Source organism: Dactylosporangium aurantiacum (genome assembly GCF_000716715.1).
Classification (GTDB): domain Bacteria; phylum Actinomycetota; class Actinomycetes; order Mycobacteriales; family Micromonosporaceae; genus Dactylosporangium; species Dactylosporangium aurantiacum.
Genome location: NZ_JNYJ01000075.1, coordinates 1 through 26,776 on the forward strand (window position 1 = coordinate 1; position 26,776 = coordinate 26,776).

Below are 26,776 nucleotides of genomic sequence, written 5' to 3' on the forward strand. Positions count from 1 at the left end.
CGCGGTGTCGCCACCCGCTTCGACAAGCTCGCCGTCCGGTACGAAGCCACCCTGCACATCGCCGCGATCAACGAATGGCTATGACTTCGACACACGACCCAGACGCCCCACGTCGCCCGGCCCCACAGTGCGCCCAGCGCGAGCGTCAGTGCGGCGGCGCCGACACCGACCTCGGCCGCGGCCCGCGCTACCCGGTCCCAGGCGGCGTCGCGGTGCAGCAGGTATCCGCCGCCGGCGACCAGCACGGTCAGAAACGCCAGGTACGCCGTCCAGGCGGTCGGCACGTGCAGGTACATGAGCCGTTGCGCCGGCCCTTGGCCGTCGTCCGTGGGAGCCACCACGAGGGCGGTCAGCAGCCCGGCTGCGCCCAGCCCACCGGCAGCCCAGCCGAGGTCGCGCCGCGCCCGGCCGGCGTGGCGTGACCGGTTCGTCGTCTGTGTCGTCATGCGCCGCTCCTTCGGGTGACACCGCCCGGGCGAGACCGCCCGTCGAGCGGCCGCTTCCCCGCCGCCGCGCCTTCAAACGGCCTCGTCGCCGTTTGCGGCATTGTGTTTAGCCGCACCGCGGCAGGGAAGTCGAGCGGGCGTCGGAGGGAGGCCATACGGTGCGTCGCAGCCTGCGCACGCTACCGGTCCTGGCGGGCGCGCTCGCCGGCCTGGCCGCGTGCTCGAACGGTCCACAGTCGACACTGGACGCATCAGGATTCGGCGCCCGGCAGGTCGAAGGCCTGTGGTGGCTGATGTTCTGGATCTCGGTGTGCGTCTTCGTCGAGGTGATGACGCTGTTCGGCTGGGCGCTGTGGCGCCGACGCCGGGAGACGGTGCGCGTCCGGGGCGGAGATGCGACCCGGTTCGTCGGTATTCTGGGCGTGGCCATACCGCTCGTCATCCTTTCGGTGGTGTACGGGACCGGTCTGATGACGCTCGACGCCATCGCCAACCCCTCCAGGGCGGCCGCGACCGTGGAGGTGGTCGGCCACCAGTGGTGGTGGGAGGTGCGGTATCCGGACCGTCCCGGTGCGGTGACCGCCAACGAGGTGCACATCCCGGTCGGTGAGGCGGTGCGGGTCCGGCTGCGCTCGGCGGACGTGCAGCACAGCTTCTGGGTGCCCCAGCTCATGCCCAAGACCGACCTGTACCCTGGCAAGCCGAACGAGACATGGCTGAAGGCCGCGCGGGTGGGCACCTTCCGCGGCCAATGCGCCGAGTACTGCGGCGATCAGCACGCATACATGGCGCTGCAGGTCGTCGCGCAGTCCCGGGCTGACTTCGACGCCTGGCTCGCCGACATCGCCGCACCGGCTCCTGCTCGCCTCACCGCTGCCCAGCAGCGCGGACGGGCGGTCTTCCTCAACGGTTCCTGCGCGGCCTGTCACACCGTTCGCGGCACGCGGGCCGATGGCACCGTCGGCCCCGACCTCACCAATCTCGCGTCACGGTGGAGCGTCGGCGCCGGTGCGGCACCCAACGACCGCGGGCATCTCGGCGGCTGGGTGGTCAACTCGCAGACGATCAAGCCCGGCAACCGTATGCCACCCCAGCCGGTCGCCGCTCAAGAGCTGCCCGACCTGCTCGACTATCTGCAAACCCTGCGCTGAACCGCCGGCCGAGACCAGGAGCCTCATGCCAGTCAGCACCAGCCAACCTCAGTCCTTGCCGGACGCGCAGGCGGTCGAGGAGCTCGAGCGCGAGTGGCACGAGCGCCCGTCGTTGCGCACGTGGTTCAGCACTGTGGACCACAAGCGGATCGGCCGCCGGTACATGGTCACCGCCGGGGTGTTCTTCATCTTCGCCGGCGTCGACGCGATGGTCATCCGGACCCAGCTGGCCCGCCCCGGCGGCGAGCTGTTGACGCCGGAGACCTACAACCAGCTGTTCACGGTGCACGGCACTGCGATGATCTTCTTTTTCGCCACGCCGATGTTCTTCGGCTTCGGCAACTTCCTGGTGCCGTTGCTGATCGGTGCGCGGGACATGGCTTTTCCCCGCCTCAACGCGTTCGGGTACTGGGTGTTCGTGCTCGCCGGCGTGATCCTGTTCAGCAGCCAGCTCGCGCATGCCGCGCCGACGGGAGGCTGGTTCGGCTACGTGCCGCTGACCACCCGGCCATACACCCCTGGGATCGGGCTCAACGTGTACTCGCTGAGCCTGCTGTTCCTCGGTGTGTCGACGACGATCGGCGCGATCAACTTCATCGTCACGGCCTTGAAGCTACGGGCGCCCGGCATGTCGCTCAACCGGGTGCCGCTGTTCGTCTGGGCGATCGTCGGTACGTCCTTCATGGTGATCTTCGCGCTGCCGGCCCTGAATGTCGCCAACGCGATGCTGTTCCTGGACCGTCGCTTCGGGACGCACTTCTTCGATCCGTCCCACGGCGGCAGCGTGTTGCTGTGGCAGCATCTGTTCTGGATCTTCGGTCATCCCGACGTCTACATCATCGTCATGCCGGCGCTGGGCATCGTCTCGCAGGTGCTGCCGGCATTCTGCCGCCGCGGCGTGGTCGGCTACCCCCTGCTGGTGCTGTCGATCGTCACCATTTCGATCATCTCCTTCGGGGTGTGGGTGCACCACATGTTCGCCACTGGCCTGCCGCAACTGTCGTACAGTTTCTTCAGCGCGGCGAGCACCTTCATCACGATTCCATCCGGCATCCAGATATTCGCCTGGCTCGCCACCATGCTGCGCGGCAAAATCGTGCCGCGGGTGCCGTTCCTGTTCATCGCCGGATTCATCGTCACGTTCGTCCTCGGCGGGTTCACCGGCGTCATGTTCGCCATCACCGCCTTCGACCAGCAGGTGACCGACTCGTACTTCGTCGTCGCCCACTTCCACTACGTGCTCTTCGGCGGCGCGGTCTTCCCGATGATCGCCGGGATCTACTACTGGCTGCCGAAGTTCACCGGGCGGATGTTCAACGAACGGCTCGGCCGCTGGGCATTCTGGCTGATCTTCATCGGCTTCAACACCACGTTCTTCCCGATGCACATTTCCGGTCTGCTCGGGATGCCGCGCCGGGTGTACAGCTACCCCGCCGGACTCGGCTGGGATCCGTGGAATCTCATCGCCACCATCGGCGCGTACATCCTCGCCATCGGCCTGTTCCTGGTCCTAACCGGGGTGATCCATACCGTGCGCCGTGGCCGGCCCGCGGGGGAGAACCCCTGGGACGCCGACACGCTGGAGTGGTCAACGTTGTCGCCGCCACGCCCGTACAACTTCCAGGTCATCGCCCAAGTCCACAGCGTGCACCCACTGTGGGACAAACGCAGCCGCGCATCGCTGGCGACCGGCGAGGTCCTGCCCGGCCATCGCACGGTGACCAGCAGTGAACTCGACGGCCAGGAACCGCGCGTCATCGAGATGCCCGAGGCATCCCTGCTGCCCCTGGTCACCGCGCTGGGCATCCTCGTCGTCGTGCTCGGCCTACTGGCAGGCTGGTACTGGGTGTCACTGGCCGGTGCGCTGGTGATCCTCGGGACGCTCGCGCGCTGGCTGTGGCCACCACAGCGCTCTGCCGAAGAGGCGGGGGTGGCCCGGTGAGCGAGTCGGCCATTGACACCGCCCGGCAGGCGATGCGACCCCGGGCCCTGGAGACCGAGATGCCGTCCGGCCGCACGACCGGCTGGTGGGGCATGATCCTGTTCGTCACCACGGAGGCGACCGTCTTCGCGGCGCTGTTCGGCAGCTACTTCTACGTCCGGTTCCAATCCGGCGGCCAGTGGCCACCGCCCGGCATCGAACCGCCCGGCCTGCTCCGTCCGATCATCATGTCGGTGCTGCTGCTGCCGAGCAGCCTGCCGGTGATGTGGGCCGAGCGCGGCATCCGCAAGGGACAGCGGTGGCGGCTGCGCGCGGGCCTCGCCATCACGCTCGTGCTCGGCATCGCGTTCCTCGGCATGCAGGTGCTGGAGTACTCCAGCGAGCTCAAGAAGTACACGTTCACCACCAACGCCTACGGATCGCTGTTCTACAGCATCACCACCTTCCACGGATTCCACGTCACCGTCGGCCTGATCATGGTCGGCTGGCTGCTTGCCGCCTCGCTGCGCGGCAGCTTCGGCTACAAACGCCACGAGCGGGTGCGGCTCACGGCCATCTACTGGCACTTCGTCGACATCGTCTGGGCGGCCATCGTGCTGTGCCTCTACCTTTCGCCGAGGCTGTGATGAGCGCCTCCATGCCGTCACCACGGGCCAGGAAGGCCGGCGCCCTGATCATGTGGTTCGCCGTCCTCGGCGGCGCATTGGCCTGGACCGCGCACCTGTTCGTCGCCTGGGGGACCGACGAGCTCACCTGCCGATCCGGTCATACCAGCATCGGCCCGGTCCCCGTCCAGGCGGTGGTCGCCGCCGGTGTGGTCCTGCCGGCACTGGTCACGGTGGCCGCGATGTGGACGGCGTGGCGGGCTTGGCGCCGGCTGTCCGGGCGTGGTCGTGGCGATGATCCGCGGACCGAGCGCGCTGGTCTGCTCGCGCTGCTCGGCCTGTGCGCGGACGGGCTGTTCCTGATCATCATTCTGGCCGGTGGCGCGGCCCTGCTGGTGTTTCCGCCATGCCAGTCGTAGCGCACCTGGCGCACGGCCCTGACGCCGCGGGCGAGCGCTGGTCGCAGGTGCTGTGCATCGCGGCGCTCGCGGTCGTCGCGGCAGCGTACGGCCGGGGCGTGCACGAGCTGTGGCTGCGCCGGGGTGCCGGGGCGGTGGTGTCCCGGACGCGAGCCGGCTCGTTCGGTGCCGGGCTGCTGCTGGTCGCCTTCGCGCTGTATGGACCGGTGCATGAGCTGGCCGAGCGGTCGTTCGCCGGACACATGGTCCAGCACATGCTGCTCATGCTGGCGGCGGCGCCGCTGCTGGCGTTTGGAGGTGCCGGCCTGCCGCTGCTGCTGGCCGTACCGCCGTCGGGACGGCGACTGGCGGCGCGCGTGCGGGCCAGCGCACCCGTTCGGTGGCTGCGCCGCCCCACGAACCTCCTCCTGGCCGCTGGCGGGCTGCACAGCGCGGTGCTGTGGTTCTGGCACCTGCCGCTGCCGTATGTCGCGGCCGAAAAGCATCCGGCGGTGCACGGCGCCGAACACGCCAGCCTGCTCGGCGCGGCGTGGCTGCTGTGGTCGACGGTGCTCAGTCCCGGGGTACACCGCGTTCGGGGGCCTCTGGCGTTCCTGTCGCTGTTCGCCACCGGCATGCCGGCCGCCGCACTCGGTGCCGTCCTCACCCTCGCGCCGCGACCGGTCTACCCGCCAGGAACGCTCGCGCCGGCGGCTCCGCTGCGCGACCAGCAACTGGCCGGGCTGATCATGTGGGTGCCGATGGACGTGGTGATGGGCGCGGTGGCCGTGACGCTGTTCCTCAGCTGGCTGCGCGATCTGGAGCGGCGGCATCCGGCCGGCGCGCCGTCCCCTGTCGCGGAGGAGGTCCCCTTGTGAGATGGCAGCATCTGCGCGGCCTTGTTCCGGCGGTGGCCACGGTGGCGCTGCTCGGACTGCCGGCGGCCTGCAGCACCTTGCCGAGCCCGCCACCGGTGGAGGTTCACGACGGCGACCCGGCTCGCGGCGCCCGGCTGATCAGCCAGTACGGCTGCGGCTCCTGCCATACGGTGCCCGGCGTCCGCGGCGCCGACGGGCTCGTCGGCCCGCCCCTGACGCGGTTCGGAAGCCGCTCCTACATCGCCGGCGAGCTGGTCAACAACGGACCCAACCTGCAGCACTGGATTCGCGAGCCGCAGCAGGTCGAGCCCGGCACCGCGATGCCGGACCTCGGGGTCTCCGAGACCGACGCCAGAGACATCGCCGCCTACCTGTTCAGCCTCGACTGAGCTGCCATCCGGAGGGAGAGCACCATGCCGACAGCCGCCGCGCGGCGTCGCCGGCTGCGCGGGGCCGGCGCTGCACTGGGACTGGCCGCCGTCACCGCACTGGTCGTGCCGCCGCTGCCGGTGCTCGCCGCGCCGTCGCCGTCCGTACCGGCGCCGAGCTCCTCACCATCCGGGTCGCCGCCGTCTTCGGGGGGTGACGGGCGTGGCGAACTGCTGTACGGCCGCGCGTGCGCCAGCTGCCACGGATACCAGGGTGAGGGCACACAGCGCGGACCGACGCTCGCCGGGGTCGGGCCGGCGTCGGTCGACTTCCAGCTCAGCACCGGCCGCATGCCGCTGAACCGCGAGAAGGATCCGAACGTGCACCAGCAGCCCGCCTTCTCCGCGGACGACATCCGTGCCCTCGTCGATCACGTGGCCGCCTTCCCGCCCGGCGGCGGGCCCGCGATTCCACAGGTCCAGCCGGGCGATCCGCGCGCTGGCCGGGAGCTGTACCTCACGTACTGCTCGGCGTGCCACTCCGCCACCGGTGTGGGCGCGACGCTGAACAACGGCCGGTTCGCCCCGTCGTTGTTCCGGGCCACGCCGGTGCAGGTCGGCGAGGCGATACGGGTCGGGCCGGGCCTCATGCCGGCGTTCGGGCCGGCTGCGCTGTCCGACGGCGACGTGGATGCGATCGCCGGATACGTCGGGGTCCTGCAGGGTGACTACGGCGATCTCGATCGCGGCGGGTTCTGGCTGTGGCGTCTCGGCCCGTTCCCTGAGGGCGTGGTCGCCTGGCTGGTCGGCATGGGTGTACTGCTGCTCGGGGCCAGGCTGTTGGGGAGCAGGGTCCGATGAGCGGCGAACTGCAGCCCATGGCGGGCGAGCGCGGAGCGGTCCGCCGCATCCGAGTGGCATTCATCGTTACCATCCTGGGCGCCGTGGGGTTCGCCACGTCGTACGTGATGGGCGGCAATACCCAGTGGCTGGGGGTGAGTCTCGCGGCCGCCCTGGCCGGCCTGGCCTACGGCTTCGCGGTCTGGGGCCGCAAGCTGCTGACCAAGGGCGGCTACGTCGAACCACGGCCCGCTCTGGCGGCGTCACAGGAGGAGGAGGCGCTGCTGGCCGACGCGGCCGGTGGCCCGCAGAGCCCGGTGCGCCGCCGCGGGCTGGTCGGCCTGCTCCTCACCGCGACGGCATCGCTCGGCATCGCCGCGCTGTTTCCACTGCGGTCGCTGCTGGCCTTCCGGCTACCCGATCCGGTCACCCAGCTACGGCGCACGGTGTGGCGGCAGGGTGGGCTCCGCCTGGTGACCCCTGAGGGGCAGCCGGTACGGGCGGAAGACGTGACCGAGGACAGCATCAGGATCGTGGTGCCGGAAGGCCACCGCCGCGACGGAGACGCACCGGCGTTCGTCGTCCGGCTCGACCCGGCCCGCCTGCGGCGGCCACCCAGCGGCGGCTCGGTCGACGGCGGGGTGGTGGCCTACTCACTGCTGTGCACCCACGCGGGCTGCCCGGTGGCACTGTACGAGGAGGGCACCGGCCGGATGCTGTGCCCGTGCCACCAGTCGGCGTTCGACCTGCGCGACGGTGCACGCCCGATCGCCGGACCGGCCGCCCGGCCGCTGCCCGGTCTGCCGTTGGAGGTCGACGACGAGGGCTACCTACGGGCCCGGGGCGACTTCACCGCCCCGCCCGGGGCCGGCTTCTGGAGCCTGCCGTGATCGTCCGAGCGCTGTACCGCGCCCTCGACCGCCGGCTCGGCACGACGAAGATCGCCCGCACTGCGCTGGCGAAGGTGTTCCCGGACCACTGGTCGTTCATGCTGGGTGAGATCGCCCTGTACTCGTTCGTGACGCTCGTGCTGACCGGGGTCTACCTCACGCTGTTCTACGAGCCGAGCACGGCGGAGACCGTCTACCGGGGTGCATACGTCGCCCTGAACGGCTCGACGGTCTCGGCGGCGTATGCCTCGACGGTCGCGCTCAGCTACGACGTGCGGGCAGGCCTGTTGATGCGACAGGCCCACCACTGGTCGGCCCTCATCTTCGTGGCCGCCATCGTCGTGCACCTGTGCCGGGTCTTCTTCACCGGAGCGTTCCGGAAACCGCGCGACCTCAACTGGCCGGTCGGCGTCACCATGCTCGCCCTGGCGATGCTCAACGGTTTCACCGGCTACTCGCTGCCCGACGATCTGCTCTCGGGCACAGGTCTGCGGATCATCTACTCAGTCGTGCTGTCCATCCCGATCGTCGGCTCGTGGCTGGCCCTGTTGGTCTTCGGCGGCGAGTTCCCCGCCCCTGAGACCATGCCGCGGCTGTACATCAGCCATGTGCTGCTGGTGCCGGCAGTCCTGGTCGTCCTGATCTCGGTCCACCTGATGGTCCTTGTCCGGCAGAAGCACAGCCATTTCCCCGGACCGGGGCACGGCGAGCAGAACGTGGTCGGATCCCGGCTGTGGCCGGCGTACGCCGTGCGATCGCTCAGTCTGTTCACCGGGGTCCTCGCCGTGGTCTTCGCCCTGGGCGGCTTGGTGCAGATCAACCCGGTCTGGATCTACGGCCCGTTCGGACCGGCGAAGGCGACCTCTCCGGCCCAGCCCGACTGGTACGTAGCGTGGGGCGACGGTGCCCTGCGGCTGTTCCCACCGGTGAACTTCCATGTGTTCGGTCATCTTGTGCCCGCCCCGTTCTTCCCGGCCGTGGTGCTCGGAGGCGTCACGTTCCTGCTGCTGTACGCCTGGCCGTGGTTGGAACGCCGGCGCACCGGGGACAAGGCAGCGCACCAGGTCCTCGACCGGCCCCGCGACCGCCCATGGCGCATGGCGGTGGGCGCCTGGGCGCTGACCTTCTTCACGATTCTGCTCCTGGCAGCGGCGGACGACATCATGGCCCGGCTGTTTGCCGTGCCGGTCACCGCCCTGCTCAACCTGTTCCGGATCCTGGTGCTCACGCTGCCTTTCGTGGTCGCCGGCGCGACCCTGCTCGTAGCCCGGTCGCTGCGGGCCGGCTCGGCCCCGCACACCAGCGAGCTCACGGCGGACGACGTCCGCCGCGGGCTGGCGCACGCGCGGCAGCATGAGTCGGTGGACAGTTCATCCGACGCGCCCGCGGTCGACCGGCCGCGTTACGACGAGATGGTCCGCCTGTGGCGGAATCCGGATGGCACCTGGCGGTGGCGATGGCAGGGGCCGCAAGGCAGCCAGGCGCTGCTGAGCAATGAGGTGTTCCGAAGCCGGGATGCGGCGATCGATGCCGCTCGCGTCGCCTATCCGGACCTGCTCGTGCACCAGGACGAGCCGCCGGAGGGCATCGTACTGCCGGAGCCGCCGCGACCCGACTGGCTGAGCCGAGCGGCGGCGCCCCTGGTGTGGCTGGTGCTGGCCATCTTGGCCCGCCGGCGACGCAGGTGAGTCATCGGCGACGGATTCGCAGCAATGCAACGGACGCTACAGCGGCCAGTGCCGCGCCGGTGAGTGATCGGCGGTGCATGGACGCCCAGGACCAGGGATCCCTCGTCCACGCCTGCCGGTCGAACATGCCGTGGGCACCCCGGTCGGCGGCTTCATCGCGCGGCTCGTACGTATTCGCCCCGTACCGTGGCCCATCCGCGTCGGTGAGCTGGCCCTGCACCACCTTCCGGGCGAGGTACCAGTCCATGAACCACGGAGCGATGCGGTTGCCGAGGATGGTGTAGGCGGTCGAGAACCCCACCCACAGGTTCCGGCGCGGGTGCTCGGCGAGGAACCGGACGGCCCGGGCCGGCAGCTCGGGCTCGAAGACCGGGGCGACCGGTTGCGGATGCCGCTGAAAGTCGGTCGCGTTCCAGTCGAACTGCACCGAGTTGACCCCCGGCAGCTGGACCATGCAGACCCGGACTGCGCTGCCCTCGTGCTTGAGTTCGGTGATCACGGTCTCGGTGAAGCCCTTGACGGCGTGCTTCGCTCCGCAGTACGCGGCCTGCAGGGGAATCCCACGGAATCCCAGCGCCGAACCGACCTGAACGATCACACCGCGGTTGCGGGGGCGCATGTGCTCGAGTGCGATCCGTGTCCCGTTCACCTGACCCAGGTAGGTGACTTCGGTGATGCGGCGGTACTCCTCGTCGGGAGTGTCCCAGAAAAAGCGCAGGTTTCCGGTGAACGCGGCGTTCACCCAGAGGTCGATGGGCCCCAGCTCGCGCGTCGTCCGGTCGGCGGCGTCGCGCACCTGGGCGGGGTCCGCGACATCGGTGGCCAGCCCCAGCCCGTGGCCGCCGGCGGCCTCGACGTCCTCAACGGCACCGGCCAGACCTGCCTTCCCGCGGGCGAGCACGGCGACGTCCCAGCCGTGTGCGGCCAGCTCGCGTACGACGGCCCGGCCCACGCCGGCGGTTCCCCCGGTGACGACAGCGATACGACGCTCAGCCATGTTCAGCGCTCCTTGCGGTGCTTGACGGACACGATCGGACCGAGCCCGGCACCGGCGAAGACGGCCGCGACCAAGGCGTCGGCGATGGCGGTACCGCGCCACCGGGCGGATGCGGCGGCCAGTGCGACCGCCGTAGCGGCATGCAGCAGGTCGGCGGCCGCGCCGGGTGCAGCGGCCCGAGGGGGCGCGATGAGGGTGACGACGGCCTGCGCGGTGTGCCGGACGCCGAGAATGCGAGCCGTCAGTACGGCGGGGGGCGTCGCCGGTCGGCCGCCGACGAGGGCGATCAGCCGGTCGGGGGCGGCGATCAGCAGACACGCCCATGCGACACGCAGGACGGCCGCTCGTCGGAGCAGCGGGTACGTCGAGGGCATCGGCCGACCTTTCTTCGCAGCGGGCGGCATCCCTTCACCAGGTGACTACCGCGGCCACACCCGATCCAAACGCCAGCATGCCGTGTCAGCTGGCAACGGCCGGCATCATGTGAACGCTTCGCCGGTGAACGGTGGCCGGGCCAACCTGCCGGGCGTCAGTGTCTGGCCGACGCCCGCTGGATGTCCTCGAGCGAACGGCCCTTCGTCTCGGGCACCCGGCGAGCGAAGAACACCACGGCGGCCACGGTGATCAGCGCGTACGCACCTGAAACGCAGCATCGGCAACCTCACCGTCCGCGGCGTCGGGCAACTCCAGGCGGTCATCAAGCACCGGCTCAAGAGCATCCAGTACAGACCTGATCTCATCGACGGCTTCCTCGCCCACACCGGCCTGACCCTCGAACCCGACTCAACCTAGCAATTCAAGATCTGTACCACGATGTCGCCGCCGCGCTTCGCGCCGCCGTCGGGGCACTGCAGCGGCGCGCCGCCGTGCCGGTCGATTTCTAGGACCAGCGCGCCGTCGCGTCGCGGAACCGTTGGTCGGTGACCCGGTCCGGCCGCACCACGAGGTGGCCCGCCGGTGGGAGCTACCCGTAGTACCGCCGGCACGCCGGCACGGTGTACGCCACCACCTCGGCGGACCCCTACACCAGCACCAGCCCCCGGCCCGGCTCGGCCCGCCGGCGGGGAAGAATTCCCAGTAGCGGAACGACTCGCCGAGCACGCCGTACGTGACTTTGTTGGCGGTCATCCCGACCCGCTCGACGCGCAGCAGCACCTCCTCTTCCTCGACGGCGGGAAAGGGCACCTCGGTGATGACGGCATCGGCCAGGCCATCCCGGGCGACGGGCAGGGTCCACGACGCGGTCGTGGTCGCGAAGTTGCCGCCGGTGCCGCGTCCGGCACAGACCGGCGATTTCACCGATGCCCGCCTGGCGGCGCCGTCCGGAGACTGGCTCCACGCTTCACCCCGTCCCCTGTGGAGGCAGCCAAAATGCGCATGCGCACTCGTCTCTCCGTCGTCGGGGCCGCCCTGATCGCCGCGGTCGGCCTGGCGGTGAGCCCGGCGAACCCCGCCGCCGCGGCCACCAGCACGCCTGTGATCTTCGTGCACGGGTTCATCGGCAACGGGTCGAACTGGACCACCGCCCTGTCGGTGTTCCGGGCCGGCGGCTTCACCCGGCTCTACACATACGACTACAACTGGGCCGGCTCCAACACGGTCAGCGCCGCCGGCCTGCGCGACCGCGTCAACCAGGTCAAGGCCCAGACCGGCGCGTCCAAGGTCGCGATCGTGAACCACTCGATGGGCGGCCTGGTCACCCGCTACTACCTCGAGGAGCTGGGCGGCTCGTCCTCGGTGAGCCACGTGGCCTCGATCGCGGGCGCCAACCACGGCACGACCTACGCCGGCGCCTGCCTGATCTACGCCAGCTGCATCGAGATGTACCCGGGCTCGCTGTTCCTGCTGAACCTCTCGGCCGGCGACGAGACCCCGGGCACGGCAAAGTACCGCACCTGGTACTCGGCCTGCGACGGCATCATCATCCCGTACACGAGCACCCGCCTGGACGGCGCCACGAACACGAACGTGGCGTGCGAGACCCACCTCGGCTTCCTGACGAACACGTCGGTCATGACCCAGATCCGGCAGTTCATCGCGGCGTAGCCGACCACAACCACGGCGGCGCTCTCAGCCAGCGAGGCGAGGGCGCCGCCGTCGTGTCGACACCGCAATCATCGAGTCCGACATACCTCGGTCGACCCATCCGAGCCGCGATCCACCCATCCACCAGCAGCGTTGCGTTGATCGTCTGAATCTAGGGTTTCAGCTCCGCCGACTCATCTGTGCTCACACCGGTGCGTTGGCCCGCGTCGACCTCGGCCTGGCGGACCCACTTTCGCAGCGTCTCACTGGTGCCGATACCGAGTTTCTGCGCCACAGCGGTGATCGCAGCCCAATCGGAGTCGTAGTTCGGCCGCACCTCGGCGACCATCCGCACCGCCCGCTGACGCAACTCAGCTGGATACCGGGAAGGGCGTGACATGACTCGATCCTCCACAAGAGGTCGGGCCGGTATCAAATCCGGGGCGGTTCAGTCATGACCCGATAACGTTCGGCCAGGTGCTGGGTGGTTTCGCCTACCTGTTCAACAAAGCCGCTACCTGCGCTACCACCAAGCCCTGCCAACGGATGGCCGATCGCCACCCGGCGTCATCGAAGGAACCTGCCGCCAGCTGGTCATAGACCGGATGGACATCACCGGCGCCCCGCTGGGCCTACCCGGAGCCGAAGCCGTCCTCAAGCTACGCGCCCTGACCAGCAACGGTCACTTCAACGCCTACTGGGCCTACCACCTGCAGCAGGAATACCACCGCATCCACACCAGCAGCTACCGCGACGGCATCATCCCGGCACCGGCATGACCATCCATCCAAGGGAGCCGCACCCATACAAACAGCACGGCACTGTCAGGAAGCACTCATCTCGCCGGAAGCCGCCGCGCCCGCCGCGGGTCACCACCATCGCCACCAGCGACGGTGACGGGTCCGGACGGCCGCCGGTTGGGTTATGTCGATGGTGGTGGTGGTGGGTGGGGAGGTGATGGCGGCGAGTTGGGATTCGACGGTGATGGTGTAGGTGCCGGAGCCGAGGTTCAGCGCGCTGGTCGGGATCTGGATCTGGTGGTGTCCGGCCGGGTCGGCGGCCGCGGGCACGGTCTTCGTGGTGGCCAGGCTCCCGTTGGGCCCCAGCACCGTGACCAGGTAGCCGGAGACCGTTCCCGACGACGCGGTCCAACTGACGGTCAGGTTGTGCCCGTCGAAGGCTGAGGACAGGCCGGTCGGCGCGGCCGGCGTCACGAACGCCGCCTGCGCCGACACCTTGCCCGCGATCTGGCCGAACATCGGCGTCACCTGCGCGGCGTACAACGTGTTCGGCGTCATATCCGAAAGTGCCGTGAGCACGGCCCACGGAAGGACCTCGTGCGCGTACTGCACCTGCACGTTCGTCGCGGCCGCCCGGACCACCACGTCATAGGCCGCCCCCTGCACCGGCGCCCACTCCAGCCGCAGCCCCTTGCTACCGCCGCTGACATACAGACTCGTCGCCGCGTCGGTCACCGACACCTGATACGCCACACTCGGATCGCTCACCGACCCCGCCCGCGTCGACCGCACGACCACCCAATACGACACCCCACCGGCATGACCCGCCACCGGTACGTACCCCGGCGACCCCGTCGACGCCACCGTCACCACATCACCCGTCGTCGCCGCCGACACCTCAAACAACGACGCATCCACATCCGGCGACCACCACACCACGATCGTCCCCCCGCCATACGTCGCCCCCCTCACCACCGGCCGACCCAGAATCCGCACCGTCGCCGAACTGGCCATCACACCCGTGTGATGCGCCGCCCACGCCCACACCTCCACGTAGTAGTCCTCACCCCCCACCGCCGCCCGACGATCCGACCGCACCGCCGTCCACGACGGCACCGCCAGATCCGCATCCTCACCCACCACCGTCGCCACCCCCGACACCACCGCCACCAACCGCGCACCGAACCGCAAGGACCCCACCAAACCCGGCGGATCAACCGGCGCCACCCACGACACCGACAACACCGACCCCTCCGCCGTCAACACCACCGACGACGGCGCACCCAGCTCACCGATGGCGCGCAGTGGCGGCGAGGACGCCCACGGGCCGGCGTTGCCGGCGGCCTCGGTCCGGACCGACACCTGGTAGGTCGCGCCGACGTCGAGCTTCTTGCCATCGGTGCGGGAGATCGGGCTGGGCGAGCTGATCACCTCGGACCGTACGCCGATGACCTGTCGCGGGTTGGCCGTGTCGAAGAGCTCCAGCCGGTAGACCGGGGCCGACGCGCCGGCCGCGAGCACCACCGGCGTCCACGTCACGGTCAGCGTACCCGCGATGTCGTTGATGTCGACCGAGGCCGGCGCGGGCACGGGTACGTCCCAGGCCGCGAACTGGGTGGTCGTCCACGGGCTGAGCGCGTCGGTACCGCGGGCGCGCATCTTGAGCTGGTACGTCTGGCCGCGTACCAGCGCGACGCTCGGGGTCATCGTCGCCGGTGACCCGGTCGCCGAGATGGTGGCCAGCGTATTCGTGTTGTCGGTGAGCACGAAGTCGTAGCTGTACCCGGCGGCGGCGGTCCAGGCCACGGCCAGCGCGGCCCCGGAGCGGCTGATCGCGGGGGCGCTGGGCGCGGCCAACGAGACGACCTTGAGCCGGCCGCGGTCGCCGTACGCGCCGGGGAACTGGTTGGGGTCGTGTGCGCGCACGCGGGCGGTGTAGAAGTCCGCGACGGGGTCGGCGACGGTCACCTGGGCGTACCCGACGCCTTTCGCGACGTCCTGGTCCGGGCCGATCGGCGTACCGGACGGGTCGAAGAACTGCACCACGTAGTTGGCCGCGGCAGAGTCCGTCCACCGCGCGGTCAGGTTCGACCCGCTGTAGCCGAGCGTCACCGCCGGTCCGGCGTACTTCATGAGCGTCAGTTCGTTGGACCCGGCGCCGAGATCGGCGCCGCGCAGCGCCCGCACCTGCGCCTTGTAGGGAGCCGGCGGAAGCGGGGTGGGATCGACGGCGAGCTTCCCCTCGATCACGTTGCCGACTGTCGTGTGGGCCACCGCCCGCGTGTCGCCCAGTTCCAGGTAGTAGCCGTTGGCACCGGGGGCCGGGTCCCACGAGAGGTCGACCGATCCGTTCGTGTAGCTGGCGGACCGCAGGTGCGGTATCCCGAGGTGCCCCTTGGTGCCGGCGCCGGCGTTGCCCGCGCCTTTCAACGCATCGAGGGCTGCCTTCCCCGCGGCGACGAACCCGAGGCCCTCGCCGAGCGCGAAGAGGGCCGCCTCGGTGGCCTGCGCCGTCGCCGCGTCGACCAGCCAGTTGCACACCAGTTCGGCGGCCACCTTGACGGCCTCCTTGCCGAAGACCACCGCGAGGAAGAGGGCGCTCTTGTCCGGCTGGCGCAGCAGGTCGGTGGCGAACGTGCGGGCCGCCGCGGTCACGCCGTCCTTCAGCGCCTTGGGCAGGTCCGACCACTGTGTTTTGACCGGGATGAGCACAGTCACCGGAGGCATGTCCAGGGTGAGGAACGGTTCGCTGCCGCCGTCCAGGGTGAGGGTGTACGTGCCGGTGAGCGCGAACACCAGGTTGTTGTCTTTCAGGGTGACGGACGGGCTCAGCGTGAACTTCGTCGTATATGTCGCGGCCACGAAGTCGGACAGCGCCCCGCAGTACGAGTTGGAGCCGGCCAGCTCGTTGATCGTCGTGACCAGCTTGATGAGGTCCTCGGCGAACTCGAAGCTCGGCCAGTCCGTGATCGCGAACTCGTTCACCTTGGTCGTCGGGTGGGTGGTGTACGTGAACGTGCAGCTCTTGTTTCCGAACACCGGGAGGTTCTGGTCGGCGGTGAGCGTGCCGGTCAGCACCGTGCCGCCGTCGGTTCCCTTGGCCACGGTGACGCTGGCGACCGCGAACGCCATCTGGAGGAAGTTGATGCCGGTTGTCAGCGCGAAGCCGGCGCCGGTCCGGAATCTCAGCGCCGGACCACCGCTGTGCAGCCCTCCCTGAGGCGGTGGCTTCGGGCCGGCCAGTTGGACGAAGTCGAAGTCGACCGGGTTGGTCAACGCGCCCGCGGCCGACACCTGGGTGTACTGGTTGTTGGAGTCCTTCGTCACGTCGAGGACGGCTTTCCCGCTGAACGCATCACCCAGGGTGATCGTGATCAGGGCGTCGATGTGGAACCCGTCTGCCGGTGGGGATCCGTCGGCGAGCCGGAGCGACCCGCCCGGGTCGGCGGCGCTGTTGAAGTAGTACAGCTGGGTGCCGCTGCCCAACGTGACGTCGATGAACGTCCAGGTGGGGGCGGTTCCGGTGACGAAGTCGACGAGCAGCGCGGCGAGCGAGAGGTCCTTGGCCACCGTGATGGCGACCAGTGCCGGGGTGCCGGACAGCAGTACCAGCTGGCCGTCGAGGCGGGCGCGGGTGTCCGTGTGGCCGGGTTCCGGGGCGCGGCCCAGCAACGCCGTTCCGGTCAGCTTGATGCTGGAGGTCGCCGGCTGGGCGGCGGAGCCGTCGCCGGCCGCGGTGGCCCAGGTGTAGATCATCTCCAGCTTCGGCTGCGACAGCACGACGAACGGCAGCCAGGACGGCGCGATGTCCGGCCCGGTGCTGGTGACCGTCGTTGTCAGGCGGGTGTCGGTGCTCGTGAGGGTGACGTCGAGGCTGAACTCCTGGCCGAAGATCTCGCGGAGCGTGACCCGGCCGACCAGGTCCACCTGGTTCCCCAGGGCCGGCCGGTAACGCAGCAGCAGGGCCGGGTGGGCGGCGGTGCCGGTCAGCACGATCGTGTTCGCGATGGTGATGTCGGGCAGCTCGGCGGTGAAGACGGTCTGGGTGGGGTTGGCGGTGTCGATGAGCGCCGTCAGCCGGACGTCGTCGGTGCTTCCCGACGAGCCCAGCGCGCGGATGTGGGGCAGCACCGCACCGGTGCCGAAGTCGAGTGTCGCCGTGAAGTAGGCGCCGGTCGACAGCGCCAGGGCCGGACCGGACACGCCGGCCAGCGGCGGCGTCGGGCCGTTCTTCACGGCGGCGGTCAGCTGCTTCGTCGTCGTGCTGGCGAGGTCGCCGAGCGACGTACCGGCGAGGTCGCACACGACCAGGTAGGCCTTGGTGACCTGGACGTACCTGTCGGCGGCGGCCAGGGCCGGGCTGAGCGCGCCGAACGTGAAGGCCGAGCCGAGCGACAGGGCCACCGCGTACCGCCACGGCTGGTTCGGCTGGCCGTTGAGGTACACCATGCCGTTGGCGACCACGTGTGTTCCCCACCCGATCGAGCCGTACACGATGAGCGTCGACTCGGTCAGGTTCAGGTAGACCACGGCGGAGTGGAAGGTCACGGCGGGCAGCCCAGCGGCGACCGTCGCCCAGTGCTGCGCGCTGGTCGCCGCACCGATGCCGTCGACCAGGGTGTCGACGTGGATCGCGGGAGCCCGGGCCGCTTCGACCTGTCCGGTCAGCACGGTCGGCGCGCCGGCCCCGCCGATCGCCAGGCCCAGTGTGACGTCGATGCCGGCGTAGCTGAACCCGCCGGTCAGCATCGCCCGGACCGGGTCGCCGGTGCGGTCGATGTCGACGGAGCCGCCCAGCGACGAGATGGTCAGCGACCGTGAGCCCAGCTTGATCGGCCAGTTGACGCGGGCCTGACCGTCGAGGTGGAACGCGCCGGTCGCGGGCACCGCCGTCACCGTGGCCGACACGATCTCGATCGAGATGGGCAGGCCGAAGTCCTTGGCATCGGCCGGGAGCGCCGGCGTCGGCACGCCGGCGTCGCCGGCCGCGTCCACGAGGTTGATGGCCCGGCCGGTCAGCAACTCGCCGTAGAACGACCACGGCTGGCCGACGGCGGGCGTGCTGGCGGTCAGCCCGACGCTGGTGCCGGCGACGGTCACCGCCGCGGCGACGGTCACCGCCGCGGCGACGGTGCCGGTGATGCCGCCCGGCTTCACCGGATAGGGCATCCGCAGGGCCGCCCGCAGGTAGGCCAGGGACAGGTGGCCCGGAATCACCGGCCACTCGTCGGCGATCGTCACCCGCACCCCGATCAGCGTCGGCGCTCCGGTGTCGTCGTCGGCGAAGTCCACGGTGAGATCGCCGACGACGACACCCGCCGTCATCGGGATCCCGTCCAGCACGGCCTGCGCGCCCGCCCCGTCGAACCAGGACCCGATCTCGGTCAGCTTGTCCACCGGTACCGGCTGCTCGAACGCGGCGACCAGCTGCCAGGTACCGCCGGCGCTGTCGCGGGTCACCCGGACGCCGACCGTCGACCCGTTCAGCATGAGCGTGCCGCCGATCCAGCCGGAGACGGTGGGGGCCAGCGCCAGCTCGGCCGCGACGTTCGAGATGACCAGGGCTTTCGGTGGGATGATGACCCAGGCGCCGGTCTGGTGGCCGTCGAACGTGAGGTATTCCAGCTCCGTGGTGTCGGGGTTGACCGCGAGGACGAAGTCGGTGAGGACGAGATCGCCCCACGACGCGACCTGCGTCGGCAGGTGGGCATCCGCGCTGAGCAGGGACAGCACCTGACGTATGGAGGGCAGTTCCACGGTCGAGTCGGGGGCCAGGCGCAGCGTCCACAGGTGGCCGCCGCCGGTGGCGAGCGGGACCTCGACCGCGAAGCCGGTCGAGTGGCCGCCGCCGCGCAGCGTGATGGTGCCGCTGATCATGCCGCCGACCGTCCAGGGAAGGTTCGCGGTGTCGCGCTCGACGCTCAGTTCGGCCTGCCAGCCTGACAGGATCACCGCGCCGCCGAGCAGCGACCAGTCGCTGGTGTGGCCGATGGCGACGGTGACGGCGAGGAGGGCCTGGTTGGTCGCGTCGACCACGATGCTGGCCGAGCGGACCGGGACGACGCCGTCGTTGGCCAGCGAGGTGGGCAGCACCGCGAGCAGATCGGTAGAGCTGCGTCCGGCCAGGCCGGCCAGGTCGGCGAGCGGCGACCGGCCGGCGGCGGTGACGTCGAGGTACCACAGCCCGTTGGCGTCGGCCGACGCGGTCAGCTGGTACCCGGGCGTCGTGCCCAGCTCGATCTGGCCGGCGACGGTGACGCTCCAGGACGCGACCGGCTGTTCGGCCAGGAACCCGGTCGCCCGGGTCACCGTCGTGGTGAGCGTCAGGCCGGTCACGGCGAGCCGCGGCGTGGTGAGCATCGTCCAGGTGGCGGACTCGAACCCGACGGTGAGCGTGGTGGTGCTGGGCACGTCGGGGCCGGCGCCGAAGGTCAGCGTGTACCCGGCCACCGACGCTCCGGCCAGCGCGAGCAGGTTCGCCGGGAGCTCGCCGCCCAGGACGTCGAGGATGCCCGCGTCGGTCAGGACGGCCCGGGTGGTCAGCTTGGTCTTGGAGGGCGAGGCGGTGAAGGTCAGCGTGTCACGGCCGACGGTCGGCAGGTCGAGACGTCCTTCGAGCGGGACGCCGCCGAGCGCGACCGAGCCGGTGATCGCCGCCGACACCGTCACGCTCGCCCCGTCGTCGCCCCGGGCGCAGGTCACGAGCGGCTGGCCGCCGGTGAGGCTCAGCGGTGCGGCCTGGCCCGTGGGCGCGATGGTCAGCGGGGCAAGCGCCGATTCGGCCCGCCAGCGGAACTCGGGCCGCAGGAGCCGCCCGGGCTGATCGCCGACGGTGATCGTCACCGGCCCGCCGATGCGGGTGTACTGGGCGCCGGGCTCGTCGGGCTGTCCGGAGGCCGGGGCGAGGTCGGTGCGTACGGCCAGTGTCGCCTGGTACTGCAGGCCGGGCGCCAGCGGGAAGAACCACCCCGGATCGGTGGTCCTGGCGGTGGCGGCGGCGAACTTCACGTCGCTGACCGGCAGGTCGTCGAGGAGCGTGTCGGCCAGGCTGCCGAAGGCCCACGACAGTGTCCAGCCGGCCGGCGGGGTCGCCGTCCACACGGCCTGCAGCGAGCCGGTGGCGTCGACGGAGAACTCCAGGTTGACCACGGTCCGCGCGGCGCCGGTCAGGGCGGCCGAGGTGCCGGACAGGTGCAGCGGTCCGTCCGGCGACCCGAGCACCGGGTCACCGGAGGCGACGATCGCCGGCGTGGCGCCGGCACCGGGCGCGAGCGCGGCCGCCAACGCGGTCCGCACCGCCTTCGGCTTCCCGTCGCCGGTGTCCGGCAGGACGGTCGCGTCCAGCGCGTAGGTCCACGCGCCGGCGGTGCCGGTCCGCCGCTGGACCAGGCGGTCGCGCAGGTCGGCGAGGACCGCGGTCGCGGCCGGGCTGTCGGCCATGTGCCGCTCCTTAGGATCGTGTGGGCCCGGTCAGGCGTCGGGCAGTGCCGGCTTGTCACCGGAGCCGAAGCTGTCGCGTAGCATCGCGGCCCGGGTGAAGTTACTGGTGTCGATGCGCTGGCCGGCCGCGCCGTCGCGGGCGTCGATGAACTTCCTGATGCCGTCGCGTACCTCGACCGCACCGGCCAGCCGCGGCGAACTGAGCCTGGTCATGGTGAACTCGCCGCTGTCCTCGTCGTAGCCGAACCACACCGACCAGGTGACCCCGCTGAGCGGGTGGTGGGCATAGGTCGCCTGCGCGGCTCCGAGGCGGGCGACCGCGACCGTCCAGTACTGCAACTCCAGGGGCGGCTCCGCCGGCAGGAACGCGTACGGGGAGGTCAGCAGCCCGTTGCGGCCGTAGGTGCGGATCGGTGCCCGGACGGGAAGGTTGATGCCCTCATTCACCATCCAGTCCCGGATCCGCAGCAGCGCCAGGCGGCCCGCGTCGGCGGTCATACTTTCCATGTCATAGTCGCTGAGCGCGTACACCAGCACGTTGGTGAGGCCGTTGTTCCCCGGTTCCGTCGTGATCACCAGAGTGTCGCCCAGGTTTTCCGGATCGGGCAGGCCGAGCAGCACGTAGTCGCCGACGAGTTGAGCGGCGATGTCCTCGTTGCGGAGTCCGGCCAGCGCGGGCGGCGAGTCCGGCGGCGAGTCCGGCGTGCGCAGGGCGCCGAGCGCTACCTGGTAGGCCTCGCGCTGGGCCAGCACGGCGGGGGCCGTGGGCAGCACCCACTTCAGTTTCGTCGGGGTCAGCATCGCCGCGACGTCGGGCGGCGTCACCAGGCCCGGGGCGATCTCCGCGACGAGCGAGGCGACCACCGACTGGTCCGGCCGCCCGAGGTTGCGGGGGCTGCACAGCGAGCCGTTGGGCTTCGGATGGAGGTACAGCTCGTCCATCGTGCTGATGCCGGCGACCAGCATCCCGTTGTACGGGTAGAACGGCACCGGGATGGACCGGGTCCTGGCGTCCGCCGGTCCCATGAAGTCGACGAACAAGTTGTTGTCGTAGACGTACGGGCCGCGGTCGCCGAGCCGCCCGCCGTATGTTTCCGGCGGGATGCTCTGGCCGAGGAACCGGAGCTGCATGAACTGCATGTAGCCGACGTGAACCACACCTCCTCCGTCGAGCACGCTCCGGGCCCTGGGCCCGGTCTCCGCGGCCGGGTCGTAGTAGGCGCGGACCACGATCGAATCGGCGAAACTGTCGTCGAATCCGATGATGTGCGCGCCGTGCCGGTACAGCCGGCGACCGACCGGCGCGATGACGGTGGGGTCGCGGGCGACACCGGACACGGAGTGCCAGCCGGTGTCGGGGTCTTCGATGGGGCGCAGCGCCATGGCCGTCTCCTCAGGTCAGTGCAGGTCCGTATGCGTCCACGGCCCGACGGGATAGATGGCGCCGGCCGGGTTCGCCGGTGGGACGACCGGGCGTACCGACTTGGTCGACCTGGACAGGTCGGAGAGCACCCCGACGCCGTAGACCTGCACCTCCAGCGGCGTGTTGAAATGGCCCGCGTTCTGGATGTCCTGGATGCTCTCGTCAACCGGACGGACGACCGTCGATCCGATGATTTTGCTGGCCCCGACGTCGACGGTGAACGGCTGGCCTTTGACCGTTTTGGCCACTTCGGTGATGTACCAGCCATTGATGCTGTTGGGTACCACCGTCTTCGCCTTGTCGTTCTGGGTCCACTTCGTCGTGCTGTCGACGCGGTACATCACCTCCGCCGTGGGATGGCGATGGAACCGCGCCTTGACCCCCGAACTGACGACGAAGATCAGCGGCCGGACCCTGGCCAGGAAGTACGTGTCGACGCTGGTGTTCGAGCCGTGGTGATTGGCCTTCAGCACGGTGGCGTATCCGGACGTCTGGAACTTCGGCTGCCCGGCCGTCGGGATCACCGTCCTCGGAAAGTTCGCGGCCAGAAACGGCTCCAGCTTCGACTCCACGTCAGCGTGCTGGGTCTTGTACTTCTTCCCACTCTTTTTCGGGTCGACCACGCCGGGACCCTCGTTACCGCCGGCTGAGCCGCCGTCTCCGGCGATGTCACCGCCCAGCAGGCATCGAAACGACCCGTATTCGAGCATCAGCACGATCGACCGGTCGTTGTGGTCGATCTCCTTCGTCCGCGAATTGACGATTGTCGCGCCGGTCACCGGCGACCACATCTGCTGCCCGGACGCGACGACACGGGCCACGATCGAGAGCCCGGTGTGGCCTTTCCCAAGGTTGATCTCGTACTGCGCGGGCGCGCCCAGAGCGCCGAGGCCACCGGGAAGGAGCTCGACCAGCTTGGTCGCCGGCCCCGGCGGGGTCCTCGCGTTCTGGATCGACCCCTGGAACCGGCTGAAACTCCGTCCTGTCGGCACCCCGGGGTAGGTCCGGGCCTCCTGGATGACGACCGCCGGCCGGTACAACACGGGGTATGTGGTCTTGCCGCCCTTCGGCGGCTTGACGCGCCTGGACAGCACGCTGCGCAACCCGGCGAAGTGGTCGTCGTGGTAGTGGCTGGCCAGCATCGTCAGGTTCGGCTGGTAGCCGTTCGGCGCGGCCGGATCGATGACCCCGAGCTTCACCAGGTAGTCCACGACATCGCCGCCGTATCCGTGGTCCCCGGCGTCCACCAGCAACGCCTTGACCACGGTCCCCTGCAACGAGATACCTGTAGCCCTCGCGTAGGGCACCCAGTCGATGGGGTCCGTCGGGCGGCCGGGCAGCGGGAGCCGGGCGTCCAACGCCGCGAGATCACGGTTGACGACCAGGACGCTGTCCCCCTGGCTGACGTTGATGACGTGTATCTCCAGTGACGCGCTCTTCGCCACGCTTCCTCCACCGTTGCCGCGTGGGATCGATGGTGTGGGCCGACGGCGGCGGAGACATCACTTGATCGAGTGATGCACCACGGCGGCGAGCGCGACGCGGTTCGGCACGCCAAGTTTGGCGTACACGTGCCGCAGGTGACTGTTGACGGTATGCGGGGAGATGTAGAGCCGCCGGGCCACGGCTCCGTTGGTCAGCCCCTCGGCCACCAGCATCGACACCGCTCGCTGGGTCGAGGTGAGGCTGTCCCAGCCGGCGGCCGGCCTAGTCCTCGACCCGCGCGGCCCGGGCCGCACGCCGAGGGACCGCAGCCGCGCCCGGACCCGGCCGGCCCAGGCGTCGGCGCCCGCCTGCTCGTAGCGTGCCAGGGCTTCGGCCAGCAGGGCCGCCGCCTCGTCGCGCCGCCCGTCCCGGGTGAGCAGCTCCGCCGCGTCCTCGGCAGCGCCGGCGTGCTCCACGAGCAGCGGTGTCTGGCGGGCCAGCGCAACCGCCTCGATCGCCGGCTCGACCTGGCGATCGACCAGCGCCCGGCAGCGCAGCGCAAGAGCGCGTACCGTCGGCACGCCCGGCGCCAGGGCGACTCCGGCCGCCACCGCGTCGGCCACCTCAGCCGCGACGTCGCGATGGCCGATCGCCAGCGCCAGGCGGACGAGATCGGGGGCCAGCCAGCGGTGGTAGAACCGGTTCTCCCGCGCGGCGTCGCACCGCCAGCAGCGCAGCAACAGGTCGTAGGCCCCCACCTGGTCGCCCTCGGCCGCCTTGAGTCCGGCCACCGCGTACGCGACGATCCCCGCGTTGTAGCTCAGCCGCTCGCCCGCCAGCGGGACGGTGAGCTCCGCGGCCAGCTCCCCGGCCGTCCGGTGGTCACCCATGCCGGTCGCGATGCTGACCCGGTAGGCCAGCGACTGGGCCACCAGGAGCGGGTTACCCTTCTCGACCGCGGCCTCGCCGCCGGCGACCAGGCCGGGCGCAGCGTCCGCCCACTCCCCGACGGCGAACGACGCCTGGGCGTCGGCCATCAGCGTGTCCGACACCCACCATCCCGCGCCGAACTCGTCGTCGAGGGCCTGCCGGTACGCGGCGCGCGCCTCGGCGACGAGGTCGCAGTCGAACAGTGCCAGCCCGAGGAAGAACTTGGGCTGCAGCGGCAGCGACCGCACGTCGCGCGACCCGGCCGCGAGGCCGGCCGCCCGCCGGGCGTGGCCCAGCGCCTCCTCGAAGCGGCCCTGCCGGCCCACCGCCACCAGCAACCCCGTCAACGCCCACACCGTCATCGCGGCGTCACCGGCGTGCTCGGCGATACTCAGCGCGCGGCGGGCAGCCGACTCGCCCGCGCGGGGATCATCCGTGTACGTCAGCGCCCAGCTCTGCTGCGCCAGCATCAGCGCTTCGGCCGGGGCCGGCAACCCGGTCCGGGCGGCGAGGCTGGCCTCCACCACGGCGATCAGCTCGGCGGCCCGGTTCTGCAGCGCCAGCGCGCCGACGAGAGCGACGCGCAGCGGGGTGTCCAGCACGGTCGCGTGCGGCCGGGCGAGCATCGCCTCCGCACGGTCCGAGGCCTCGGCCACCTCCCCTGCGCGCAGCAACGCCTGGACCACCTCCGCCGACACCAGGTCCGCGTCGCGGTGCCCCGCCGGAAGCAGCGCCTCAGCCCGGCGGAGCAGCTCGACGGTGACCGACGGCGCCCGGGTCGAGGCCTCGCGGGCGGCGTCGCGTAGCCAGGCCACCGCCTGGTTGTCGCCCCGTTCCGCGCCGAGCATCAGGTGGTCCGCCACGTCCAGCCGGTTCGCGCCCGCCGCCATCAGGGCGACCGCGGCCTCGCGGTGCAGCAGGCGCCGGGAAGGCGGCGGTATGTGCTGGTAGATCGCGTCGTGCACGAGCTGGTGCCGGAACACCACCCGATCGTCGACCTCGTCGAGAATCCGGGCGTCGAACGCGTCGCCGAGGCGCGCGGCGATCTCGGTCGGCGACCGGCGGTCGACGGCGGCCACGTCGCGCAGCGACACGGCGTCGCCGAGCACCGCCGCCACCCGCAGCAGCTCCACCGTTTCCCGCGACAGCGGCCGCATGCGGCGAATCACCAGGTCACCGAGCGAGGCCGGCACCGTCGAGGTGGTGGTCTCGACGCTGCCGGCGGTACGGCGCAGCACGCCCTCATCGGCCAGCGAACGCAGCATAGAAGCCGCCCACAGCGGGTTGCCGCCGGCCTTGGCCAGCAGCGCGGTCAGCGCCGGACCGGGAGCCGCGCCGAGCACGCGACCGGCGAGCGTCACCACGTCGCCGTGGGACAGCGGTGGCAGCCGCAGCGTACGCGCGCCCCCGGCCGCCAGGTCGTCGAGCAGCCGGGCCGCGTCCGCCGGCGGCGACGGCCGGGTGGTCACCAGCACGAGCAGCGGCGCGAGCGGCAGCTGCCGGGCCACCGATAGGATCGCCAACAGGCTCGCGCTGTCCGCCCAGTGGATGTCCTCGACCACCAGCAGCACCGGGCGCGCGGCGCAGCCCGTCTCCACCAGGTCCACGATCTCCTCGACCACCCGGTAGCGAACGTCGACAGCGGCCGGCTCCGCCCCGTCCACGCCGGCCAGCATGGCCCCGATCGCCGCCGCCCGCGGGTCGGCGGAGCGCCGGCTCAGACCCAGCGCCGCGGCGACCACACCGAACGGGCGGGTCCGCTCGAATGGGTGGGCCTGGCCGCTGAACACCGCCATACCGCGCGACCGGGCATCGTCGACGACGCTCTGCACCATCCGGGTCTTGCCGATGCCGGCCTCGCCCTCGATTGCCAGCACCGACGCCCGGCCGGCGCTCAGCGCGCGGACCGCGTCCGCCGCCACGGCCAGCTCGGCATCCCGTCCCACCAGCTCTTCGGCCGAGGACACCTCCGGAGCCTTCCTTTCCCCTGGGCGCCCGATCCGCCTGACAGCGCCGACGGCGGAGCACCCGATCGAGGCGGCCGATCACCGCGTTCCCATCCTCCGGGCACCCACCAAACCGGGGCAATGCACCGGATCGCCAGACCTCGGCCGGCCCAGGTTCCCGGCGGCGGCCGAACGGCGACAGCAGGCGCCTGATTGTCCAATGGCGCTGGAACGCCGAATCGCGTCCACTCCGGACGCTGCGCTTGCCGAAAACCCCATCCGCACGGGTGAAGGCCAGTGTGGGGTATCGGAGGCGTTGATCTGATCGCTGGGCCTGGGCGTAGCTGGATCGATGCGGCATGATGGACTGCCGTGCTGCTGCGACTGGCGTACCTGGCTGTCACGAACCCATTCGCGGTGCTGCGGCTGCTGCCGATGAGCAATCGGGACAAGGACGTGGAAATCCTTGCCCTGCGCCATCAGGTCACGGTGCTGGAACGGTCGGTGACGAACACGGGCCGCCCGTCGCGCACCGTCCGCGGCTTCTAAGCGCCTGTCCAATAGTTATGTCCGTAACTCGCCCGGATTGATCGGCGTACCAATGAGTTGGCCTCGTCGGGGTTGGATTCGGTTACCACACCAGT

Annotated in this window: 19 protein-coding genes and 2 pseudogenes; 12 read left to right on the forward strand and 9 right to left on the reverse strand. The window is 70.6% G+C overall.

The window, feature by feature from the left end; translation table 11 throughout:
• Positions 1-446 (reverse strand): cytochrome c biogenesis protein CcsA (ccsA, locus tag OP18_RS59345; protein WP_211273898.1); only part of this gene is annotated, 446 nt, incomplete at its 3' end.
• A 158-nt stretch (positions 447-604) separates the two neighbouring features.
• On the opposite strand from ccsA, the gene coxB reads away from it, so the two are divergent.
• The 9 genes from coxB (at position 605) to qcrB (ending at position 9,206) form a co-directional block, all read left to right on the forward strand.
• A complete protein-coding gene (gene coxB / locus OP18_RS47255; RefSeq protein WP_033366875.1) occupies positions 605-1,597 on the forward strand; it encodes a cytochrome c oxidase subunit II in 993 nt (330 codons plus the stop codon).
• A gap of 25 nt (positions 1,598-1,622) precedes the next feature.
• The gene (ctaD, locus tag OP18_RS47260) at positions 1,623-3,539 is read left to right on the forward strand and encodes a cytochrome c oxidase subunit I (RefSeq protein ID WP_052388428.1); all 1,917 of its coding nucleotides are present in this window, start codon (positions 1,623-1,625) and stop codon (positions 3,537-3,539) included.
• Positions 3,536-4,165, forward strand: a complete 630-nt coding sequence (locus tag OP18_RS47265) for a cytochrome c oxidase subunit 3 (RefSeq protein ID WP_052388429.1) — start codon at positions 3,536-3,538, stop codon at positions 4,163-4,165. Before ctaD ends, OP18_RS47265 begins: the two co-directional genes overlap by 4 nt.
• Positions 4,165-4,563: a hypothetical protein gene (locus OP18_RS47270; protein ID WP_033366877.1), complete on the forward strand. Its 399-nt coding sequence runs from the start codon at positions 4,165-4,167 to the stop codon at positions 4,561-4,563. Before OP18_RS47265 ends, OP18_RS47270 begins: the two co-directional genes overlap by 1 nt.
• Positions 4,551-5,420, forward strand: a complete 870-nt coding sequence (locus tag OP18_RS47275) for a cytochrome c oxidase assembly protein (protein WP_081971748.1) — start codon at positions 4,551-4,553, stop codon at positions 5,418-5,420. The genes OP18_RS47270 and OP18_RS47275 overlap by 13 nt, the downstream gene beginning before the upstream one ends.
• The gene (locus tag OP18_RS47280; protein WP_211273899.1) at positions 5,417-5,809 is read left to right on the forward strand and encodes a c-type cytochrome; all 393 of its coding nucleotides are present in this window, start codon (positions 5,417-5,419) and stop codon (positions 5,807-5,809) included. The genes OP18_RS47275 and OP18_RS47280 overlap by 4 nt, the downstream gene beginning before the upstream one ends.
• A 24-nt stretch (positions 5,810-5,833) precedes the next feature.
• Positions 5,834-6,649 carry a c-type cytochrome gene (locus OP18_RS47285; RefSeq protein ID WP_052388431.1) on the forward strand — a complete coding sequence of 272 codons (816 nt, stop codon included), beginning with the start codon at positions 5,834-5,836 and terminating at the stop codon, positions 6,647-6,649.
• An 83-nt stretch (positions 6,650-6,732) separates the two neighbouring features.
• The gene (locus OP18_RS47290; RefSeq protein ID WP_052388432.1) at positions 6,733-7,518 is read left to right on the forward strand and encodes a QcrA and Rieske domain-containing protein; all 786 of its coding nucleotides are present in this window, start codon (positions 6,733-6,735) and stop codon (positions 7,516-7,518) included.
• The gene (qcrB, locus tag OP18_RS47295; RefSeq protein ID WP_063745783.1) at positions 7,515-9,206 is read left to right on the forward strand and encodes a cytochrome bc1 complex cytochrome b subunit; all 1,692 of its coding nucleotides are present in this window, start codon (positions 7,515-7,517) and stop codon (positions 9,204-9,206) included. The genes OP18_RS47290 and qcrB overlap by 4 nt, the downstream gene beginning before the upstream one ends.
• Position 9,207: 1 nt before the next feature.
• Here the strand turns inward: qcrB and OP18_RS47300 are convergent, their stop codons facing one another.
• From OP18_RS47300 to OP18_RS62230, 3 genes are all read right to left on the reverse strand, one after another.
• Complete coding sequence (locus OP18_RS47300) at positions 9,208-10,203, reverse strand: SDR family oxidoreductase (RefSeq protein WP_033366879.1); 996 nt, start codon at positions 10,201-10,203, stop codon at positions 9,208-9,210.
• A 2-nt stretch (positions 10,204-10,205) separates the two neighbouring features.
• Positions 10,206-10,577 (reverse strand): hypothetical protein, encoded by a 372-nt coding sequence (locus OP18_RS47305; RefSeq protein WP_156090295.1) that lies wholly within the window; start codon positions 10,575-10,577, stop codon positions 10,206-10,208.
• A 250-nt stretch (positions 10,578-10,827) separates the two neighbouring features.
• Positions 10,828-10,962 (reverse strand): hypothetical protein, encoded by a 135-nt coding sequence (locus OP18_RS62230; protein WP_260710557.1) that lies wholly within the window; start codon positions 10,960-10,962, stop codon positions 10,828-10,830.
• A gap of 618 nt (positions 10,963-11,580) precedes the next feature.
• Here OP18_RS62230 and OP18_RS47310 point away from each other — a divergent pair.
• A complete protein-coding gene (locus tag OP18_RS47310; protein WP_156090296.1) occupies positions 11,581-12,249 on the forward strand; it encodes an esterase/lipase family protein in 669 nt (222 codons plus the stop codon).
• A gap of 157 nt (positions 12,250-12,406) precedes the next feature.
• On the opposite strand, the pseudogene OP18_RS47315 reads toward OP18_RS47310, so the two are convergent.
• Positions 12,407-12,628: pseudogene (locus OP18_RS47315) on the reverse strand (transposase); the annotation flags it as partial.
• A 138-nt stretch (positions 12,629-12,766) separates the two neighbouring features.
• Here OP18_RS47315 and OP18_RS58330 point away from each other — a divergent pair.
• A pseudogene (locus OP18_RS58330) lies at positions 12,767-13,007 on the forward strand (ISKra4 family transposase); the annotation flags it as partial.
• Between the two features lie 90 nt (positions 13,008-13,097).
• Here OP18_RS58330 and OP18_RS47320 read toward each other — a convergent pair.
• Genes OP18_RS47320 through OP18_RS47335 form a run of 4 tightly spaced genes read right to left on the reverse strand, consistent with a single transcriptional unit; the run spans position 13,098 to position 26,153 of the window.
• Entirely contained in the window at positions 13,098-20,408 is a 7,311-nt protein-coding gene (locus OP18_RS47320) for a phage tail protein (protein ID WP_033366883.1), read from the reverse strand.
• A 30-nt stretch (positions 20,409-20,438) separates the two neighbouring features.
• Complete coding sequence (locus tag OP18_RS47325; protein WP_033366885.1) at positions 20,439-21,791, reverse strand: hypothetical protein; 1,353 nt, start codon at positions 21,789-21,791, stop codon at positions 20,439-20,441.
• A gap of 15 nt (positions 21,792-21,806) precedes the next feature.
• Positions 21,807-23,276: a ComEC/Rec2 family competence protein gene (locus OP18_RS47330; RefSeq protein ID WP_033366886.1), complete on the reverse strand. Its 1,470-nt coding sequence runs from the start codon at positions 23,274-23,276 to the stop codon at positions 21,807-21,809.
• Between the two features lie 57 nt (positions 23,277-23,333).
• Positions 23,334-26,153 (reverse strand): helix-turn-helix transcriptional regulator, encoded by a 2,820-nt coding sequence (locus tag OP18_RS47335; RefSeq protein WP_033366888.1) that lies wholly within the window; start codon positions 26,151-26,153, stop codon positions 23,334-23,336.
• A gap of 351 nt (positions 26,154-26,504) precedes the next feature.
• On the opposite strand from OP18_RS47335, the gene OP18_RS59350 reads away from it, so the two are divergent.
• The gene (locus OP18_RS59350) at positions 26,505-26,681 is read left to right on the forward strand and encodes a hypothetical protein (RefSeq protein ID WP_169788993.1); all 177 of its coding nucleotides are present in this window, start codon (positions 26,505-26,507) and stop codon (positions 26,679-26,681) included.
• Positions 26,682-26,776 lie beyond the last annotated feature (95 nt).